Raw genomic sequence first — 18784 nt, 5'->3', positions numbered from 1 at the left:
CCTTACTTGGCTGCGCGCTCTTTGGCGATCAATTGGTCGGCCACGTTCAGCGCCTGCTCTTCGCCGCCGGCACTGCCGATGTCAAAGCGGTATTTGCCGTTGACGATCAGCGTCGGTACGCCTTGCACGCCGTATTTCTGGGCCAGTTCCTTGTATTGGGCCATCTTGCCCTTCACAGCGAACGAGTTGAATGTCTCCAGGAACTTGGTTTTGTCGACGCCTTGGGTGGCGACGAAATCGGCCATGTCTTCAGGCTTCACAAGGCGCTTGCCTTCTTTCTGGATGGCATTGAAGACAGCCGCGTGAACCTTGTGTTCTACACCCATGGTGTCCAGGGTAATGAACAGCTGGCCGTGGGCGTCCCATGGGCCGCCGAACAGGGCAGGAATACGTTTGAAGTTCACGTCCTCAGGCAGCTTCTCGACCCACGGATTGATGACTGGCTCAAAAGCGTAGCAATGCGGGCAGCCATACCAGAACAGCTCCACCACTTCGATCTTGCCCGGTACGGAAACCGGCACAGGATTGGCCAGCTCAACGTAGGTTTTACCGGCTTCAAGCGGCACATTATCGGCAGCTTGTGCGGTCATGCCGAAAAGGCTGGCAGTGACGAGAGCGGCGCTGAGGATCAGATTACGCATGCTTTACTCCTGGACAAATAAAGTCGCCTCACGCGACCTTTGTTGTGACAGGTCTACGCGGGCATGAGTTCGTTAGTGTAACGGCACCGGCCACAAAAAAGGGCAGCCTGGGCCACCCTTTTTATGCTTGCATCGACGGATTAATCGAGCGTTAACGTAGCCGGGGCACTTAGTGCAGGCCCTGGATGTATTGGGACACGGCTTCGATGTCCTTGTTGCTGAGTTTCGCGGCGATGCTCTGCATGATCTTGGTATCGCCGTCGTTGGTGCGATTGCCTTCGCGGAAGTCTGTCAGCTGTTTGCCGATGTACTGGGCATGCTGGCCGCTCAAGTGCGGGAAGCCAGCGGCAGCAAGGCCTGCGCCGTTAGGCGAGTGGCAGCCGAGGCAGGAAGGCATGCCTTTTTCCAGGTTGCCGCCGCGGAACAATTCTTCACCGCGGGCCACCAGTTTCGGATCAGCAGCTCCCACACTGCCTTTCTGGCTGGCAAAATACGCCGCGATATCCGCCAGGTCCTGATCGCTGAGGTTGGTCAACAAGCCGGTCATTTCCAGGACCGTACGCTTGCCGTCCTTGATGTCGTGCATCTGCTTGGTCAGGTAACGCTCACCCTGGCCGGCCAGTTTTGGAAAGTTAGGCGCCGGGCTATTACCGTCCGGTCCATGGCAAGCACCACATACGGCGGCTTTCGCCTGGCCAGCAGTGGCGTCGCCTGCGGCATGGGCAACACCGGTGATGCCCAGGGTCAACAGCAGACTCACGATCAGTTTGTTCATCAGCTAATCCAACTACGGCTAAGGGTTAAAGAGTTATGGACCGGGTTCACTCACCATCAACTGAATGACGGCATGGTAATCCTCGGTACTGCAGTCCATGCACAAACCACGCGGCGGCATCGCCTTGAAACCCTGGGTCACGTGTTGCACCAGCGTGTCCATACCTTGAGCCAATCTTGGCTTCCAGGCTGCCTGGTCACCCCGTCCAGGGGCGTTGGGCAGCTGTCCGGCATGGCAGGCCCCGCAAAAGCGGTTGTACACAGCCTCCGGTTCCTGTGTAGCCTGCGCACTGTAAAGTGGCATCAAGAAACCGAAGGCCAGCAGCCACTTGGTCATACATCGACCTTTTCAGGGTTTGAGAGCGTTTTGCGTTCTAATGCGCAATAAAGGTCTATCGCTCCCGTGAACTTCATCCTTCGCTGGGACAAAGCACACACAAAATCTGCGGCATTATATACTGGCGCTACTGAAACGGAAACGACACCGCTTGCCGCACCTATTCCCGGCACCGCCCACATCGGAAAACTCATGCAACTCAAGAATCCCATCCTCGGCCTGTGCCAACAGTCCACCTTCATGCTCAGCGCCGCCAAAGTCGACCAATGCCCCGATGACGAAGGCTTCGAAGTCGCATTCGCCGGCCGTTCCAACGCCGGCAAATCCAGCGCGCTGAACACCCTGACCCACGCCAGCCTGGCCCGCACCTCGAAAACCCCGGGGCGCACACAGCTCCTCAACTTCTTCAAGCTAGACGATGATCGGCGTCTGGTCGACCTGCCGGGCTACGGTTATGCAAAAGTACCTATCCCGCTGAAGCTGCACTGGCAGCGTCACCTCGAAGCGTATCTGGGTGGCCGGGAGAGTTTGAAGGGTTTGATTCTGATGATGGACATCCGTCATCCAATGACCGACTTCGACCTGTTGATGCTCGATTGGGCCGTCGCCAGCGGCATGCCGATGCACGTCCTGCTGACCAAGGCCGACAAACTGACCTACGGCGCAGCGAAAAACACCCTGCTCAAAGTGCAGGCAGAAATCCGAAAGGGTTGGGGTGATGCGGTGACTATCCAGTTGTTCTCGGCGCCAAAACGCATGGGCCTGGAAGATGCCTACACTGTATTGGCAGGTTGGATGGAACTGGCTGACAAGGGTTCGGAAGCCGCCGAGTAAAAACTCGGGGCAAAAAAAACCCCGGACTTCGTATGGGGAGGGGAAGTTCGGGGTCCAAGTTCCGGACCGCTAGGGCGGGGTCCAGATATCTGCCAACACTTAACACAACATAGGAGCATTGAAGGGCTTCACCACCCATTCAGTAACTCTGAGTAGCAATTCACGGGTTAAGTTCCGGCACGTTCAAAAAACTATTGGAAATAACCCGCCGCGTTTTCCGATCTAAAGCGCTGCCGCGGCATGATGCCGCGGCCCAGGCCCCAGGCTTAGTGCGCTTCGTCCCAGTTGTCGCCCACGCCGACGTCTACCACCAGCGGCACATCCAGCTTTGCCGCCTCGCTCATGTGTTCACGAATCCTCGCGCTGACTTCAGCCACCAGGTCCTCACGTACCTCCAGCACCAATTCATCGTGCACTTGAAGGATGACCTTGGCGTCCAGGCCCGAGTCCGTCAGCCAGTTGTCGACCTTGACCATGGCCTTCTTGATGATATCGGCCGCAGTGCCCTGCATCGGCGCGTTGATTGCCGTACGCTCGGCGCCAGCACGCTCCTGAGGCTTGTTGGAATTGATCTCCGGCAGGTACAGGCGGCGCCCGAACAGGGTTTCCACATAACCCTGATCAGCCGCCTGGGCACGGGTGCGCTCCATGTACTCGCGCACCCCCGGGTAACGGGCGAAGTACACATCGATGTAAGCCTTGGCAGTCTTGGTGTCGACGCCGATGTCCTTGCCCAGCTTTTGGGCGCCCATGCCGTAGATCAGGCCAAAGTTGATCGCCTTGGCACTGCGACGCTGATTGGACGTGACCTCAGCCAACTCAACCTTGAACACCTCGGCCGCCGTGGCGGTGTGCACGTCCAGGTCGTCGCGGAACGCATTCAGCAAGCCTTCGTCCTTGGACAAATGCGCCATGATGCGCAGCTCGATCTGCGAATAGTCCGCCGCCAGCAGCTTGTAGCCCTTGGGCGCGACAAATGCCTGGCGGATACGCCGGCCTTCAGCGGTACGCACCGGAATGTTCTGCAGGTTTGGATCGCTGGAGGACAGGCGCCCGGTTGCTGCTACGGCCTGGTGATAGGAGGTGTGCACGCGACCGGTGCGCGGGTTGATCTGCTCCGGCAAACGGTCGGTGTAGGTGCTTTTCAACTTGCTCATGCTGCGGTACTGCATCAGCACTTTCGGCAGTGGGTAGTCATCTTCAGCCAATTTGGCCAAGACTTCCTCGGCCGTCGAGGCCTGGCCCTTGCCGGTCTTCTTCAACACCGGCAACCCGAGTTTCTCGTAGAGAATCGCACCCAACTGCTTGGGCGAGCCCAGGTTGAATTCCTCGCCGGCGATTTCATACGCCTGGCGCTCGAGGTCTACCATCTTGTTGCCCAGCTCGATGCTCTGGATGCCCAGCAAGGCGGCATCCACCAGGGCGCCCTGACGCTCAATGCGCGCCAGCACGGGCACCAGCGGCATCTCGATGTCGGACAATACGCTGGCCAGGGAAGGAATAGCGGCAAGCTGCTTGTGCAGTTCCTGGTGCAAACGCAGGGTCACATCCGCGTCTTCCGCCGCGTAAGGGCCGGCTTGCTCCAGGGCAATCTGGTCAAAGGTCAGCTGCTTGGCGCCTTTGCCGGCGATGTCCTGGAAGCTGACGGTGTCGTGGTCCAGGTACTTCTTCGCCAGGCTGTCCATGTCGTGGCGCGTCGCCACGGAGTTCAGCACATAGGATTCAAGCATGGTGTCGAAGGCAATGCCGCGCACGGTGATGCCGTGTGCCGGGTCACCACCGATGGCGCAGTTGGCCAGGATGTTCATGTCGAACTTGGCGTGCTGGCCGACCTTGAGTTTTTCCGGGTCTTCGAGCAACGGCTTCAGGGCCAGCAGCACGGTGTCCCGATCCAGCTGTTCCGGCGCGCCGATGTAGGAGTGGGTCAGCGGAATGTAGGCTGCTTCATGGGCCTGCACGGCAAACGACACACCCACCAGTTGCGCTTTCTGGGCGTCGATCCCGGTGGTCTCGGTATCAAAGGCGAACAGCTTGGCGTCGTTGAGCTTCTTCAGCCAGACATCGAACTGGGCCTGGGTGAGGATGGTTTCGTACACCGGCTCCACAGAAACCGGCGCGACCACCTCAACCGCTGCCTCGGCGACCGCGGCCGAAGGAGCAGCGCTCAACTCGACGCGCTTGGCATCGCGTTGAATCTCGTCAATCCAGCTCTTGAACTCCAGCAGCGTGTACAGCTCCAGCAGCTTCTCGCGATCCGGCTCGATCAGGTGCAAATCATCCAGGCCCACGTCCAGCGGCACGTCGATCTTGATCGTTGCCAGCTCGTAGGACAGGAACGCACTCGCCTTATGCTCTTCCAGTTTGGCGACCAGGGTCTTGGCACCACGAATCGGCAAGGTCGGCACGATATCGAGCTGCTCGTAGAGCTCCTTCAAGCCGCCGTTGACGCCTACCAACAGGCCGGAAGCCGTCTTCGGACCAATGCCCGGAACGCCCGGGATGTTGTCGGACGAATCGCCCATCAACGCCAGGTAATCGATGATCTGCTCCGGAGCGACACCGAATTTCTCCTTCACGCCCTCAACGTCCATGGCGCTACCGGTCATGGTGTTGACCAAGGTAATGTGCCCGTCGACCAGCTGCGCCATGTCCTTGTCGCCGGTGGAAATCACCACCGGACGGTCGGCGGCCGCGCTGCTGCGGGCCAGGGTGCCGATCACGTCGTCCGCTTCGACGCCTTCGACGCACAGCAGCGGGAAGCCCAGGGCGATCACGCTCTGGTGCAGCGGCTCGATCTGCACGCGCATATCATCGGGCATGCTCGCGCGGTTGGCCTTGTATTCGGCGTACAGCTCATCGCGAAATGTCCCGCCCTTGGCGTCGAACACCACCGCGAACGGACTGTTCGGGTATTGCTTGCGCAGGCTTTTGAGCATGTTCAACACGCCCTTGACCGCGCCGGTAGGCAGGCCTTTGGAAGTGGTGAGCGGCGGCAGCGCGTGAAAGGCGCGGTACAGGTAAGAAGAACCGTCCACCAGGACGAGGGGGGCTTGGCTCATGAGCAGGATCAACCTTTTCGGCGGGTCAGGCGCTAGAATAGCCGGACCAATGACGACAAAGGGACAAGGTTATCATGCGTACAGTAAATCGCCTGTTGTTGACCGGCTTGATTGCACTCACTCCGATGGTGGCCATGGCGGCAGATACTGCCCCTTCGGGCGACCCGGAAGTCACCATTCGCACGGAAGGCGACAAGACCATTCAGGAATACCGCCAGAATGGTTTCCTGTACGCGATCAAGGTGACCCAGAAAGGCTTTCCGCCTTACTTCCTGGTGCGCGCGGACGGAACCGATGCGAACTTCATCCGCTCTGACCAGCCGGATATGCTGATCCCGTCATGGAAGATCTTCGAATGGAAATGATTTCTTAACTTTAATCGGCGCTGCTCCCCGCAGCGCCCGTAACGGCAGTTTTAACCATGTCTGTGTTCACCCCCCTGGCTCGGCCCGAGCTGGAAACCTTTCTTGCCCCTTACGGGCTCGGCCGCCTGCTTGATTTCCAGGGGATTGCCGCTGGTAGTGAAAACACCAATTTCTTCATCAGCCTGGAACAGGGCGAATTTGTCCTGACCCTGGTCGAACGCGGCCCCGTGCAGGAAATGCCGTTCTTCATCGAACTGCTGGACGTGCTCCATGACGCCGACCTGCCAGTGCCTTACGCCCTGCGTACCACCGACGGCGTGGCCTTGCGCGAGTTGGCGGGCAAACCGGCGCTGTTGCAACCGCGCCTGGCGGGCAAGCACATCAAGGACGCCAACGCCCAGCATTGCGTGCAAGTGGGCGAATTGCTCGGGCACCTGCACTTGGCCACCCAAGGCGAGAAGGTGTTGGAACGCAAGACCGATCGCGGGCTGGACTGGATGCTCAGCGAAGGCGCGCAACTGATTTCGCACCTCGACACAGAACAACAGCGCCTGCTGCAAGCCGCGCTGGATGAGATCGAGGCGCACAAGGCGCAGATCCTCACGCTGCCCCGGGCAAACATCCACGCCGACCTGTTTCGCGACAACGCGATGTTCGAAGGCACGCACCTGACCGGGCTGATCGACTTCTACAACGCCTGCTCGGGGCCGATGCTGTACGACGTGGCGATCGCCCTGAACGACTGGTGCTCGGACGCCGACGGCGTGATCGACGGCCAACGGGCGCGGGCGTTGCTGGGGGCTTATGCGGGCTTGCGGCCGTTCACCGCCAAGGAAGCAGAGCTGTGGCCGACCATGCTGCGTGTGGCCTGTGTGCGGTTCTGGCTGTCACGCCTGATTGCGGCGGAATCGTTCGCCGGGCAGGACGTGCTGATTCACGACCCGCGCGAGTTTCAGGTGCGCCTGGCGCAACGCCAGCAGGTCAAGACCCCGCTGCCGTTCGCGCTGTAAAGATCGTACGCGATCAAAATGTGGGAGCGGGCTTGCTCGCGAATGTGGAGTTTCAGTCACCAGATGCGCTGACTGATCCACCGCATTCGCGAGCAAGCCCGCTCCCACAGTGGTTATGCGGCGTCTGTCAGAGCGACTCCAGGCACCCAGCCAGGTCATTCCCCAGCTTCTCCAGCACCTGCTCATACCCCTGGGCGGAGGCCGGCGTGTAGCCGCCCAACGCATCCAGCTCCGCCAGCTTCACCGGCAAACCCGCCACCAGCGTTTCCGCAAGGCGCGGGCGCAACGGCGGCTCGCTGAACACACAAGTCTTGCCCACTTCCTGCAAACGCGTACGCATCGCTGCCACATGCTGGGCGCCCGGCTGCACTTCTGCGGCCACGCTGAACACTCCGGTGTGCTTGAGCCCGTAGGCATCTTCGAAGTAATCGAAGGCTTCATGGAACACGAAGTACGGCTTGCCGGCGACGTCCGCCATACGTGCCTTCAAGCGCGCGTCCAGTGCATCCATACGGCCATCAAAGGCCTTCACGTTGCTCTGGTAACGCTCGGCGTTCGCCGGGTCGGCAGCGCTGAGGTCCGCCGCCATGCGGTTCGCAATCACCCGGGCGTTGACCGTCGACAGCCACAAATGCGCATCCAGGCTGCCCGGGCGATGGTCATGATCATGTTCGTCGGCATCTTCAGCATGGGAGTGGCTATCTTCGGCGAACCGACGCAGTTTCATTCCCGGAAGGTCCTGCACCGCCACCGTCGGCAAGCTGCGGCCTTTCAAGACACGCGGCAGAAAGCTTTCCATGTCCGGGCCGATCCAATACAGCAGGTCCACCGACTGCACGCGCCGTACGTCGGAAGGGCGCAACGCATAGTTATGCGGCGAAGCGCCCGGCGGCAGCAATACCTCGGGAATCGCCACGCCATCCTGCACAGCAGCAGCAATCAGTTGTAACGGTTTGATACTGGTCAGCACCCGAACCTCCGCCTGAGCGGCACCGGCAAGCAGCAAACTGGTGACAAATACGACAAAAACGGGAAAAAGTCTGGACACGATGACCACTCAAGGAGGCAGGAACAGGTAACATAATAACGTCTCTCACAAATATCTGTCGCCGCTCATGCCTAAAACACCGCTTGCCAGCCGTCCCCATGACCACTCTCACTGCGTGCACAGCGCACTGTCAGAGGCCGACGCACTGTGCGCGCGCCAAGGGCTGCGCCTGACCGCCCTGCGTCGCCGGGTGCTGGAGCTGGTGTGGCAAAGCCACAAGCCGCTGGGTGCCTACGACATCCTCGGCGTGCTCAGCGAGCAGGACGGCCGCCGCGCCGCGCCGCCCACGGTGTACCGCGCGCTGGACTTCCTGCTGGACAACGGCCTGGTGCACCGCATCTCATCGCTCAACGCCTTTGTCGGCTGTAACCACCCGGAACACGCGCACCAGGGCCAGTTCCTGATTTGCCGCGAGTGCCACGCCGCCATCGAACTTGAGCAAAAAAGCATCAGCGACAGCATCATCAAGAGCGCCGGCGACGTCGGCTTCAAGGTCGAAGGGCAAACCGTCGAAGTCGTCGGTGTGTGCTCGGGCTGCCAGGGGGCTTGATGAGCACTGCGTTAATCCGCCTGGAGCAGGTCGGGGTCACGTTCGCCGGGCAAAACGTGCTGGACAACATCGCCCTGAGCGTCGAGCCAGGTCAGATCGTCACGCTGATCGGCCCCAACGGTGCCGGCAAGACCACCCTGGTGCGCGCCGTACTCGGCCTGCTCAAGCCCGACAGCGGCAGCGTGTGGCGCAAGCCGAGGCTGCGGGTCGGCTACATGCCGCAGAAGCTGCATGTGGACCCGACCTTGCCCCTCTCGGTGCTGCGCTTCCTGCGCCTGGTGCCCGGTGTCGACCGTGCCCGTGCACAGTCCGCCCTCAAGGAAGTGGGCGCCGAACAGGTGATCGACAGCCCGGTGCAAAGCATCTCCGGCGGCGAAATGCAGCGAGTGCTGCTGGCCCGCGCCCTGCTGCGCGAGCCGGAATTGCTGGTACTGGATGAACCCGTACAGGGCGTCGACGTCGCCGGCCAGGCCGAGCTGTACAGCCTGATCACCCGCCTGCGGGACCGCCATGGCTGCGGCGTGCTGATGGTCTCCCACGATCTGCACCTGGTGATGAGCACCACCGACCAGGTGGTGTGCCTCAATCGCCACGTGTGCTGCTCCGGCCACCCGGAACAGGTCAGCGGTGACCCGGCTTTCGTCGAGCTGTTCGGCAAGAACGCCCAGAGCCTGGCGATCTACCACCACCATCACGACCACGCCCATGACCTGCATGGCGCCGTAGTCGATGACTCCACCGCATCCCACACCCACGTTCATGGAGATAGCTGCAAGCATGGCTGATTTTCTGCTCTACGCCCTGCTGGCAGGCTTGGCTCTGGCGCTGGTGGCGGGCCCACTGGGCTCGTTCGTGGTCTGGCGGCGCATGGCCTATTTTGGCGACACCCTGTCCCACGCTGCGCTGCTGGGCGTGGCCATGGGATTTCTGCTGGATGTGAGCCCGACCATTGCCGTCACCGTCGGCTGCCTGCTGCTGGCTGTGCTGCTGGTGACCCTGCAACAGCGTCAGCCTCTGGCCTCCGATACCCTGCTGGGCATCCTGGCCCCAAGCACCTTGTCCCTGGGCCTGGTGGTGCTGAGCTTCATGCATGAAGTGCGCATCGACCTGATGGCCTACCTGTTCGGCGACCTGCTGGCGATCAGCCCCACCGACCTGGCGTGGATTCTAGGCGGCAGCGCGGCAGTGCTGGTGCTGCTGGTGACGCTGTGGCGCCCGCTGCTGGCGATCACCGTTCACGAAGAACTGGCCACCGTCGAAGGCTTGCCCGTGGCGGCGCTGCGCATGACCCTGATGCTGCTGATCGCCGTGGTGATCGCTGTCGCGATGAAGATTGTCGGCGTATTGTTGATCACATCGCTGCTGATCATCCCGGCTGCTGCGGCCCAGCGTCACGCCCGCTCGCCGGAGCAAATGGCGCTCGGCGCCAGCCTTCTGGGGATGCTCGCGGTGTGTGGTGGCCTGGCGCTGTCCTGGTTCAAGGACACCCCGGCCGGGCCGTCGATTGTGGTCACGGCGGCCGCCCTGTTTCTGCTGAGTTTTGTCCTGCCCCGTCGTGGGGTGTAGACTTGCTCGCTTTTTGCGCAATTAGAGAGTCGCAGGAATGAAGCTGTTCAACGCCCGTTATCTGCTCCTTGCCGCATTTTCCTTGCTGCTGGGCGCCTGCCAAAGCACCCCGCCCGCCGCCCCCCAGGCGCCGGACGCACGTGCTGCGGCCATCGCACAGCTGGAGCAAAACCTCGCCAGCAGTGAACTGGCCACCGCCGAAGACGAGCTGGCCGCCTTGCAGGCCCAGTCGCCCAACGACCCGGCGCTGGAGCCTTATCAGCGCCAACTGGCCGAAGCCTATTTGCAGCGCAGCCAGATCGTCCTGCAAAAGGGTGATGTCAACGCTGCCGCGACGGCCCTGAGCCGCGCACGGGCATTGATGCCCAAGGCTCCGGCGCTGACCGGTGGCGTCAACAGTGCGATCGCCCATGCCCGTAAAGTCGAACTGGACAAAGCCGAGGCCGCCCTGAAAGCCGCCGAAGCCAAGCCGCCGGCCAAGGTCATCGACCCGGCAGCGCCAAGCACTACGGTTGCGCTGAACCTCACCGATATCGAGGCGCTGCGCCATCAACTGGATGAGATCGCCACCGATGTGGTGAATTACCAGTGCGATGTGAGCATCCAGGCACCGCGCACCGAAGATTACCCATGGCTGGCCACGTTGCTGACCAAACGGGTGAAGCGCATCGATTCGGGGTATGACCTGAAGATTCACCGGCAGATCCTGAAGAAGGTTCCGGCGCAGGTCGTGCTGATTCCGCGTAAGACTGAATAACGCCATTCGCGAGCAAGCCCGCTCCCACATTTAACCGAGTTCCAACTTTGGAATGCGGTCAAATGTGGGAGCGGGCTTGCTCGCGAAAGCGATCTAACAAACAACCGATACCTTAAGCCGGAACAGCTTTAGCCTTCGGCTCCCGATCCCAGACCCGATGCTGGGCAATCGCCGCAAAGAACGCCTTAAACGCCTTCGCGTCGCCGCCCACAATCAAGCCCGCATCCGCCTCAAGCTTCAGCACATCCAGCAACTGCTTCGCCTCACCGGCCAGGGCAATTGCTTTCAAGTGCTTGTAGGCCTCCAGCAGGTAATGCAACGCCACACCATCAGCGCTCAACGCCTGAACCGACTTGGCGCCACCCGGCACAAACACCGCATCGAACGCCACCGAAGGCAAGCCTTCCATGGAAGCATCCACCGGCAGGCTCTTGCCATCCGCCGTCGTTACCGGCGCCGAGGTAGGCCCCAGCAACTTCGCATGCGCACCTGCGGCCTCAAGCGCCTTCTTCAAGGCATCAATCGCCGCACCATCAACACCGCTCGCCGCCAGAATCGCCACCTTGCGGGTCTTGATATCACCCGACAGCAAATTGGCCTGGCTCAACGCTGGCGAGCGTTCCGGAGACGTCTTGCGCTCTGGCACCGTACCTTTAGTCGGTGCTGGCAAGCCCAGGTTCTGCGCCACACGCTTGGCCAGTTCCAAGTCGATGTTGGCGAGGATCTCGTTCACCTGGCGAGCGCGAATAAACTCACGCTCCACCTTGCCCAGTTCAAAACTGTAGGCGGCGATGATGTGCTCCTGCTCGTGCTTGCTCATGCTGCGGAAAAACAAGCGCGCCTGGGAGAAGTGATCACCGAACGACTCGCTGCGCTCTCGGATCTTGTGGGCATCAATGCGCTCCGGATACGTCTCAAAACCACCGTCCTGCGCCGCAGGCGGAGTTTCTTTCGGCCAGCCGCCATCAATCGAGTTCGGCTCGTAGGACGCGCGGCCCTTGTCGATGGTGGTGCGGTGCATGGCATCGCGCTGGCCATTATGGAACGGCGCTACCGGACGGTTGATCGGCAACTCGTGAAAGTTCGGCCCGCCGAGTCGGCTGATCTGCGTATCGGTGTAGGAAAACAGACGGCCTTGCAGCAGCGGGTCATTGGAAAAGTCGATGCCCGGCACGATATGCCCCGGGCAGAACGCCACTTGCTCGGTCTCGGCAAAGTAGTTGTCCGGGTTGCGGTTGAGCACCATCTTGCCCAGCGGCGTGATAGGCACCAGCTCTTCGGGGATCAGCTTGGTCGGGTCGAGAATATCGAAGTCGAACTTATGCTCGTCTTCTTCGGCGATGATCTGCACGCCCAATTCCCATTCCGGGTAATCGCCACTTTCAATGGATTCCCACAGGTCACGACGGTGGAAGTCCGTGTCTTTGCCCGCCAGCTTCTGCGCCTCGTCCCACACCAGGGAGCAGGTGCCGACGGTAGGCCGCCAGTGGAATTTGACGAAGTTGGATTTGCCCTCGGCATTCACCAGGCGGAAGGTGTGCACGCCAAACCCCTGCATGGTTCGCAGGCTTTTCGGGATCGCCCGGTCAGACATGGCCCAGATCACCATGTGCGCCGACTCCGGCTGCAGCGAGACAAAATCCCAGAACGTATCGTGGGCTGAGCCGCCGGTAGGAATCTCGTTGTGGGGCTCAGGTTTTACCGCATGCACGAAGTCAGGAAACTTGATCGCGTCCTGAATGAAAAACACCGGCATGTTGTTACCCACCAAGTCGAAGTTGCCCTCGTCGGTGAAGAACTTCACGGCAAAGCCACGCACGTCACGCACGGTATCGCCGGAGCCGCGTGGGCCCTGAACCGTGGAAAAGCGCGCAAATACCGGGGTTTTATGTTCCGGGTTACGCAGGAACCCGGCCTTGGTCAGCGCCGAATGATTTTCATAGGTCTGGAAATAGCCGTGGGCACCGGTACCCCGGGCATGGACGATGCGTTCCGGGATCCGCTCATGGTCAAAGTGCGTGATTTTTTCACGCATGATGAAGTCTTCCAGCAGCGAAGGACCACGGGAGCCGACCTTCAAGCTGTTCTGGTTATCGGAAACCTTCACGCCCTGATTGGTGCGCAGCGCCTGGCCCGTCGCGTCGGAGCGGAATGTTTCCAGGCTTTGCAGCTTGGCGTTGGTGTTGCCACGGTCCAGAGTGTCGGTACCCGCAAGTTCGCTCTTGGGCGGGGTAACTGGCTTTTTAGTACTCATCAGACAAAAACTCCTCGTTTGCGTAGGCCAGAGCTATCCCCGGCTCTTCTTGAGCAAAACCCCAGGCACGGCACCTGGGAGTTTCGAGTTGCTTATGTAGTGACTGACACGGTTTTGTACCGTTCCTTTTTTATGACCTTTGATCGCGTTATTGCCAAATCGCTGGTCGGATGAGAAATAAATGCTAAGAAACGCTATACGGACAGGCTAAAATGCGCGCCCGGCTAACCGCTGATCCCTTTTTAATGCGCCCCACAAGGTTCGCTACGTGATCGAGTTTCATAACGTCCATAAAACCTACCGGGTCGCCGGTAAGGATATCCCCGCACTGCATCCCACCAACCTGCGCGTCGAAAATGGCCAGGTGTTTGGTCTGATCGGCCATTCCGGTGCGGGAAAAAGTACTTTGCTGCGTCTGATCAACCGCCTGGAGCAACCCAGCGGCGGCCAGATCAAGGTCGATGACGAAGAAGTCACCGCCCTCGACGCCAACGGCCTGCGCCGTTTCCGGCAACAGGTCGGGATGATCTTCCAGCACTTCAACCTGCTGGCATCCAAGACCGTTGCCGACAACGTGGCGCTGCCGCTGACCCTCGCGGGCGAACTTTCCCGCAAGGAAATCGACCTGCGCGTGGCCGAATTGCTGGCCCGGGTCGGCCTGTCCGACCATGCCAAGAAGTACCCGGCGCAGTTGTCGGGGGGCCAGAAGCAGCGCGTCGGCATCGCCCGCGCCCTGGCCACCAAGCCGAAAATCCTGCTGTGCGACGAAGCCACCAGCGCCCTCGACCCGCAGACCACGGCCTCGGTCCTGCAACTGCTGGCCGAGATCAACCGCGAGCTGAAGCTGACCATCGTGCTGATCACTCATGAAATGGACGTGATCCGCCGCGTGTGCGACCACGTGGCCGTGATGGACGCCGGCGTGATCGTCGAGCAAGGCACCGTCGCCGACGTATTCCTGCACCCCAAGCACCCGACCACCAAGCGCTTCGTGCAGGAATCCGAGCAAGTCGACGAAGGCGAACAGCGTGATGACTTCGCCCATGTACCGGGGCGCATCGTGCGACTGACGTTCCAGGGCGAAGCGACCTACGCGCCGCTGCTGGGTACCGTCGCCCGCGACACGGGTGTGGACTACAGCATCCTCGCCGGTCGTATCGACCGCATCAAAGACATTCCCTACGGGCAACTGACCCTCGCCGTCACCGGCGGTGACATGGAGGCCGCCTTCGCCGCCTTCACCGCGGCAGACGTCCATATGGAGGTGCTGCGCTAATGGAAATCCTCTTGAGCTTTTTCTCGAACATCGACTGGTCGGAAATCCTGCTCGCCACCGGCGACACCATGACCATGCTGTTCGGCTCGCTGCTGTTCACCGTATTGCTGGGCTTGCCGTTGGGCGTGCTGCTGTTCCTGTGCAGCCCGCGTCAGCTGTTCGAACAAAAGAATGTTTATGCGCTGTTGTCGCTGGTGGTGAACATCCTGCGTTCGCTGCCGTTCATTATCCTGTTGATCGTAATGATCCCGTTCACGGTGCTGATCACCGGCACCTCGCTGGGTGTTGCCGGTGCAATTCCGCCACTGGTGGTGGGTGCCACGCCGTTCTTTGCGCGCCTGGTGGAAACCGCGCTGCGTGAAGTGGACCGCGGGATTATCGAAGCGACCCAGGCCATGGGCGCGACCACTCGCCAGATCATTACCAACGCGTTGCTGCCCGAAGCCCGCCCCGGCATCTTCGCGGCGATTACGGTGACGGCGATTACACTGGTTTCCTACACGGCCATGGCCGGTGTAGTGGGCGCCGGTGGCCTGGGTGACTTGGCGATCCGCTTCGGTTATCAGCGCTTCCAGACCGACGTGATGGTGGTCACCGTGGTGCTGCTGCTGATCCTGGTACAAATTCTGCAAACCGTCGGCGACAAGCTGGTGGTGCACTTTTCTCGAAAATAACGGCTATTGCCGGCGTTAAGCCGGCCAATTCCCGAACAAGGAGCTTGTTGAATGAAAAAACTACTGGTTGCTTTCGCCGCCGTTGCCGCGTTCTCCGCCCACGCCGCCGAAACCCTCACCGTGGCCGCGTCCCCGGTGCCGCACGCTGAAATCCTCGAATTCGTGAAGCCGGCTCTGGCCAAGGAAGGCGTGGACCTGCAGGTCAAAGTCTTCACCGACTACGTTCAGCCAAACGTACAGGTGGCCGAAAAGCGCCTGGACGCCAACTTCTTCCAGCACCAGCCGTACCTGGATGAGTTCAACAAAGCCAAGGGCACTCATCTGGTGAGCGTTGGCGCTGTGCACCTGGAGCCTCTGGGCGCGTACTCCAGCAAGTACAAGAAGCTGGAAGACCTGCCAAGCGGCGCCAACGTCGTGATCCCGAACGACGCCACCAACGGCGGCCGTGCGCTGTTGCTGCTGGCCAAGCACAACCTGATCACCCTGAAGGACCCGACCAACATCCTGTCGACCATCAAGGACATCACTGAAAACCCGAAAGGTCTGAAATTCCGCGAACTGGAAGCCGCCACCCTGCCGCGCGTGCTGACCCAGGTCGACCTGGCGCTGATCAACACCAACTACGCCCTGGAAGCCAAGCTGGACCCGTCCAAGGACGCACTGGTGATTGAAGGCAACGACTCGCCTTACGTGAACATCCTGGTGACCCGCGAAGACAACAAGGATTCGGACGCGGTGAAGAAGCTGGTAGCAGCCCTGCACACCCCGGAAGTGAAAGCGTTCATTCTTGAGAAGTACAAAGGCGCGATCCTGCCGGCGTTCTGATCCAAGGCCGAAACCCCGATCGAAAAAGCGGACGCAGAGCGTCCAGTGCGGCATTCCCACGCAGAGCGTGGGAACGATCCAAACCAATGTGGGAGCGGGCTTGCTCGCGAAGGCGGTGGTTCAGTCGATACATCTGTTGACTGACACACCGCCTTCGCGAGCAAGCCCGCTCCCACATTTGATTTGTGTCGCTCAGAAAATGGTCGGCAGGCTTATTTACGCTGCAACAACCCCGGGAACTGCGCTACCAGCTTCTGGTTGTTCAACGGCGCCCGGATAAACCCGCGTTGCGTTCCATCCGGCCCGATCAGCGCAAGGTTGCCGCTGTGGTCGACGGTGTAGTTGGGCTTGCTGGTGTCTGCCGGAATAAACGGAATGCTCACCGCATTCGAAACCTTCTGCACATCGTCCACATTCGCACCGGTCAAGCCCTCGAACTGTGGATCGAAGTAGCCCAGGTACTGCTTGAGCTGCGCCGGTGTATCGCGGTTCGGGTCAACGCTGACCAAAATCACCTGCAACTTATCCACAACGTCCTTGGGCAGCTCGCTCTTGATCTGCCGCAGCTGGGCGAGGGTGGTCGGACAGATGTCCGGGCAGAAGGTGTAGCCGAAGAACAGCACGCTCCACTTGCCTTTCAGCTCGTTGACCACCACCGGCTGGCCGTCCTGGTTGGTCATGGTCACCGGTGGCAACTGACGGCTTTGCGGCAGCAGGATGATGCCGGCATCGATCAAGGCCGTCGGGTCGCCCTGGCCTTTGCCACTCAGGACTTTGTTGACGGTCAGGCCCATGATCAACGCGACAATGGCCACCAGAATGAAGACAGTTTTTTGAGTTCGAGTCATAGGTTCAACAATAGGTAATGGTCTACGAGCAGGGCGATAAACAGCATGAACAGGTACCCGATAGAGTACTTGAAGGTGTTGATCGCCGCGTGCGGCCGACTGCCACGGTACAGCACCCAGGCCCATTGCAGAAAGCGCCCGCCCAGAACCAGTGCGCACACCAGGTACAGCATGCCGCTCATGTGGATGACATAGGGCATCAGGCTGACCGCCAGCAAGGCGAAGGTGTAGAGCAGGATATGCACCTTGGTGTAGTGCTCGCCGTGGGTCACGGGCAGCATCGGGATGTCGGCCTTGGCGTATTCCTCCTTGCGGTGAATCGCCAGGGCCCAGAAGTGCGGCGGGGTCCAGGCGAAGATGATCAGCACCAGCAGCAACGGCTCGGCGCTGACGTGGCCAGTGACGGCAACCCAACCTAGCAACGGCGGCGCGGCGCCAGCCAGCCCACCGATGACGATGTTCTGCGGCGTCGCACGCTTGAGAAAACCGGTGTAGATCACCGCATAACCCAACAGCGAGGCCAGGGTCAGCCAGGCGGCCAGCGGATTGGTAAACGCCAGCAGCAGCGCCAGCCCGGCCACCGCCAGCACCATCGCAAAAACAAGCGCCGCCACAGGCGATACGCGCCCTTCCGCCAGCGGGCGTTTATGGGTGCGCGCCATCAAAGCATCGATGCGCCGGTCCACCACATGGTTGACCGCCGCCGCGCCGCCGGCACACAGCGCGATCCCCAGGTTGCCGAAAATCAGCACCGGCCACGGTACCCCGGCGCGGGTGGCGAGGAACATGCCCACCAGCGAGGTGATGAGCATCAGCACCACCACTTTTGGCTTGGTCAGCTCCAGATAGTCACGCCAGATCGCCTGGCTGTGACGCTCGCTGATCAAGGTCGCCATGGCATCTCTCCTTTAATGGTTATGAGGCCCGACACATGTTTACGCGGGCTGAAGCGCCAGCCGAACGGCAACTGATGTCGCACCCGAACCAGGCTGGTGCGGGCGTGGTAATTGACCAGCACCAGCGTCAGCAGCAACGCCGCGCCGCCGGCGTTATGCGCGACCGCAACCGGCAGCGGCAGGTGGAAGTACACGTTACTCAGGCCCAGGCAGAGTTGCGCCGCCAGGGCGATCAGCAGCAGGCCCGCCAGGCGGGTCATGCCGACCACCTTGAGCTGCCAGGCCAGGCCCAGCAACACGACAGTGACCAGCAGCGCGCCAATCCGGTGGGTGAGGTGAATCGCCGTGCGCGCATCACTGTCCAGTTGCCCGCCGAGGTAATTGGGGCCGATATGCTGGGTCAGGTGAAAGCCATTGGCGAAATCCGCCGCCGGCCACCATTGCCCGTGACAGGTCGGCAGGTCGATACACGCCACGGCTGCGTAGTTGGAGCTGACCCATCCACCCAGCGCGATCTGGCCGATCACCAGCACCAGCCCGGCCGTGGCCCAATACTGCAAACGCCTGGGCACGATCAGCGCCGGCAATACGCCGGACAATCGCAGCGTCAGTAAGAACAGCAGGCTCAACGTCGCAAACCCGCCCAATAAATGCCCGGTGACCACTTGCGGCCAGAGCTTCAGCGTCACCGTCCACATGCCAAACGCTGCCTGGGCGAACACCACCGCCAACAGGAACAACGGCAGTTTCAACGGCTGGCCCGGATGATGCCGATGGGTCCAGGCGCGCGCCGCCAGCAGCACGATCAACAGCCCGAGGGTGCCGGCGAAGTAACGGTGGGTCATCTCGTTCCAGCCCTTGTCCGCCTCGACCGGCGTGTCCGGGTAATGCAGTTCGGCATGGGCCAGCTGGGCTTCGCTTTTCGGCACGCTGATAAAGCCATAGCAACCCGGCCAGTCCGGGCAACCAAGACCCGCGTGGGTGAGGCGGGTATAGGCGCCCAGCAGCACCACGATCAGGGCCAGCAGGGTGGCAAACAGCGCGAGGCGAAATCCAGGTTTGGCCATGAC

General features: G+C 61.0%; 19 protein-coding genes. 10 read left to right on the top strand and 9 right to left on the bottom strand.

The genetic code is table 11. The annotated features are described in order from the left end of the window. Positions 1–2 precede the first annotated feature (2 nt). The 3 genes from HX869_RS07875 to HX869_RS07865 all read right to left on the bottom strand — a co-directional run bounded on the left by HX869_RS07875 (position 3) and on the right by HX869_RS07865 (position 1752). Positions 3–641, bottom strand: a complete 639-nt coding sequence (locus HX869_RS07875; RefSeq protein WP_087694548.1) for a thiol:disulfide interchange protein DsbA/DsbL — start codon at positions 639–641, stop codon at positions 3–5. Positions 642–810: 169 nt separating this feature from the next. Then, complete coding sequence (locus HX869_RS07870) at positions 811–1416, bottom strand: cytochrome c4 (protein ID WP_003214807.1); 606 nt, start codon at positions 1414–1416, stop codon at positions 811–813. Between the two features lie 33 nt (positions 1417–1449). Next, positions 1450–1752, bottom strand: a complete 303-nt coding sequence (locus HX869_RS07865) for a cytochrome c5 family protein (protein ID WP_003214809.1) — start codon at positions 1750–1752, stop codon at positions 1450–1452. 192 nt (positions 1753–1944) lie between these two features. On the opposite strand from HX869_RS07865, the gene yihA reads away from it, so the two are divergent. After that, positions 1945–2586: a ribosome biogenesis GTP-binding protein YihA/YsxC gene (gene yihA / locus HX869_RS07860; protein ID WP_003214811.1), complete on the top strand. Its 642-nt coding sequence runs from the start codon at positions 1945–1947 to the stop codon at positions 2584–2586. A 266-nt stretch (positions 2587–2852) separates the two neighbouring features. On the opposite strand, the gene polA is transcribed toward yihA, so the two are convergent. Next, positions 2853–5645: a DNA polymerase I gene (polA, locus tag HX869_RS07855; protein ID WP_178902949.1), complete on the bottom strand. Its 2793-nt coding sequence runs from the start codon at positions 5643–5645 to the stop codon at positions 2853–2855. Between the two features lie 74 nt (positions 5646–5719). On the opposite strand from polA, the gene HX869_RS07850 reads away from it, so the two are divergent. Together HX869_RS07850 and HX869_RS07845 are read left to right on the top strand one after the other, a co-directional pair. After that, positions 5720–6010, top strand: coding sequence for a DUF2782 domain-containing protein (locus HX869_RS07850; RefSeq protein WP_003214814.1), 291 nt, complete (start codon positions 5720–5722; stop codon positions 6008–6010). A 56-nt stretch (positions 6011–6066) separates the two neighbouring features. Then, positions 6067–7020, top strand: coding sequence for a homoserine kinase (locus HX869_RS07845; RefSeq protein ID WP_008439633.1), 954 nt, complete (start codon positions 6067–6069; stop codon positions 7018–7020). A gap of 127 nt (positions 7021–7147) precedes the next feature. Here HX869_RS07845 and HX869_RS07840 read toward each other — a convergent pair whose 3' ends face one another. After that, positions 7148–8077 carry a zinc ABC transporter substrate-binding protein gene (locus HX869_RS07840; protein ID WP_008439631.1) on the bottom strand — a complete coding sequence of 310 codons (930 nt, stop codon included), beginning with the start codon at positions 8075–8077 and terminating at the stop codon, positions 7148–7150. A gap of 58 nt (positions 8078–8135) precedes the next feature. On the opposite strand from HX869_RS07840, the gene HX869_RS07835 reads away from it, so the two are divergent. The 4 genes from HX869_RS07835 to HX869_RS07820 are packed head-to-tail and all read left to right on the top strand — an operon-like array spanning position 8136 to position 10941. Continuing rightward, on the top strand, positions 8136–8618 hold the full coding sequence (locus HX869_RS07835) for a Fur family transcriptional regulator (RefSeq protein WP_003214819.1): 483 nt from the start codon (positions 8136–8138) through the stop codon (positions 8616–8618). After that, complete coding sequence (gene znuC / locus HX869_RS07830; RefSeq protein WP_008439630.1) at positions 8618–9403, top strand: zinc ABC transporter ATP-binding protein ZnuC; 786 nt, start codon at positions 8618–8620, stop codon at positions 9401–9403. The genes HX869_RS07835 and znuC overlap by 1 nt, the downstream gene beginning before the upstream one ends. After that, a complete protein-coding gene (gene znuB / locus HX869_RS07825) occupies positions 9396–10184 on the top strand; it encodes a zinc ABC transporter permease subunit ZnuB (protein WP_003214823.1) in 789 nt (262 codons plus the stop codon). The genes znuC and znuB overlap by 8 nt, the downstream gene beginning before the upstream one ends. Positions 10185–10221: 37 nt before the next feature. Next, a complete protein-coding gene (locus tag HX869_RS07820; protein WP_003214825.1) occupies positions 10222–10941 on the top strand; it encodes a PA5502 family lipoprotein in 720 nt (239 codons plus the stop codon). Between the two features lie 112 nt (positions 10942–11053). On the opposite strand, the gene katE is transcribed toward HX869_RS07820, so the two are convergent. Beyond that, positions 11054–13195 carry a catalase HPII gene (gene katE, locus HX869_RS07815; protein ID WP_178902948.1) on the bottom strand — a complete coding sequence of 714 codons (2142 nt, stop codon included), beginning with the start codon at positions 13193–13195 and terminating at the stop codon, positions 11054–11056. A gap of 268 nt (positions 13196–13463) precedes the next feature. Between katE and HX869_RS07810 the strand changes: the two genes are divergently transcribed. Genes HX869_RS07810 through HX869_RS07800 form a run of 3 tightly spaced genes read left to right on the top strand, consistent with a single transcriptional unit; the run spans position 13464 to position 15970 of the window. Continuing rightward, entirely contained in the window at positions 13464–14471 is a 1008-nt protein-coding gene (locus tag HX869_RS07810) for a methionine ABC transporter ATP-binding protein (RefSeq protein ID WP_003214829.1), read from the top strand. Beyond that, complete coding sequence (locus tag HX869_RS07805) at positions 14471–15145, top strand: methionine ABC transporter permease (RefSeq protein WP_003214831.1); 675 nt, start codon at positions 14471–14473, stop codon at positions 15143–15145. Before HX869_RS07810 ends, HX869_RS07805 begins: the two co-directional genes overlap by 1 nt. Positions 15146–15196: 51 nt before the next feature. Then, positions 15197–15970, top strand: a complete 774-nt coding sequence (locus HX869_RS07800; RefSeq protein ID WP_003214835.1) for a MetQ/NlpA family ABC transporter substrate-binding protein — start codon at positions 15197–15199, stop codon at positions 15968–15970. Between the two features lie 212 nt (positions 15971–16182). Here HX869_RS07800 and HX869_RS07795 read toward each other — a convergent pair whose 3' ends face one another. The 3 genes from HX869_RS07795 to HX869_RS07785 are packed head-to-tail and all read right to left on the bottom strand — an operon-like array spanning position 16183 to position 18781. Continuing rightward, positions 16183–16818: an SCO family protein gene (locus tag HX869_RS07795; protein WP_003214837.1), complete on the bottom strand. Its 636-nt coding sequence runs from the start codon at positions 16816–16818 to the stop codon at positions 16183–16185. Beyond that, positions 16815–17714 (bottom strand): heme o synthase, encoded by a 900-nt coding sequence (cyoE, locus tag HX869_RS07790; protein WP_003214839.1) that lies wholly within the window; start codon positions 17712–17714, stop codon positions 16815–16817. Before cyoE ends, HX869_RS07795 begins: the two co-directional genes overlap by 4 nt. Next, positions 17702–18781 (bottom strand): heme A synthase, encoded by a 1080-nt coding sequence (locus HX869_RS07785; protein ID WP_087694554.1) that lies wholly within the window; start codon positions 18779–18781, stop codon positions 17702–17704. Before HX869_RS07785 ends, cyoE begins: the two co-directional genes overlap by 13 nt. Between the last annotated feature and the right edge of the window lie 3 nt (positions 18782–18784).

The sequence above is a fragment of the Pseudomonas sp. P7779 genome, from assembly GCF_013386315.1.
In the GTDB taxonomy this organism is placed as follows: domain Bacteria; phylum Pseudomonadota; class Gammaproteobacteria; order Pseudomonadales; family Pseudomonadaceae; genus Aquipseudomonas.
The sequence above is the reverse complement of the archived record's forward strand: the minus strand, read 5'-3'. Positions and strand labels throughout refer to the sequence as shown.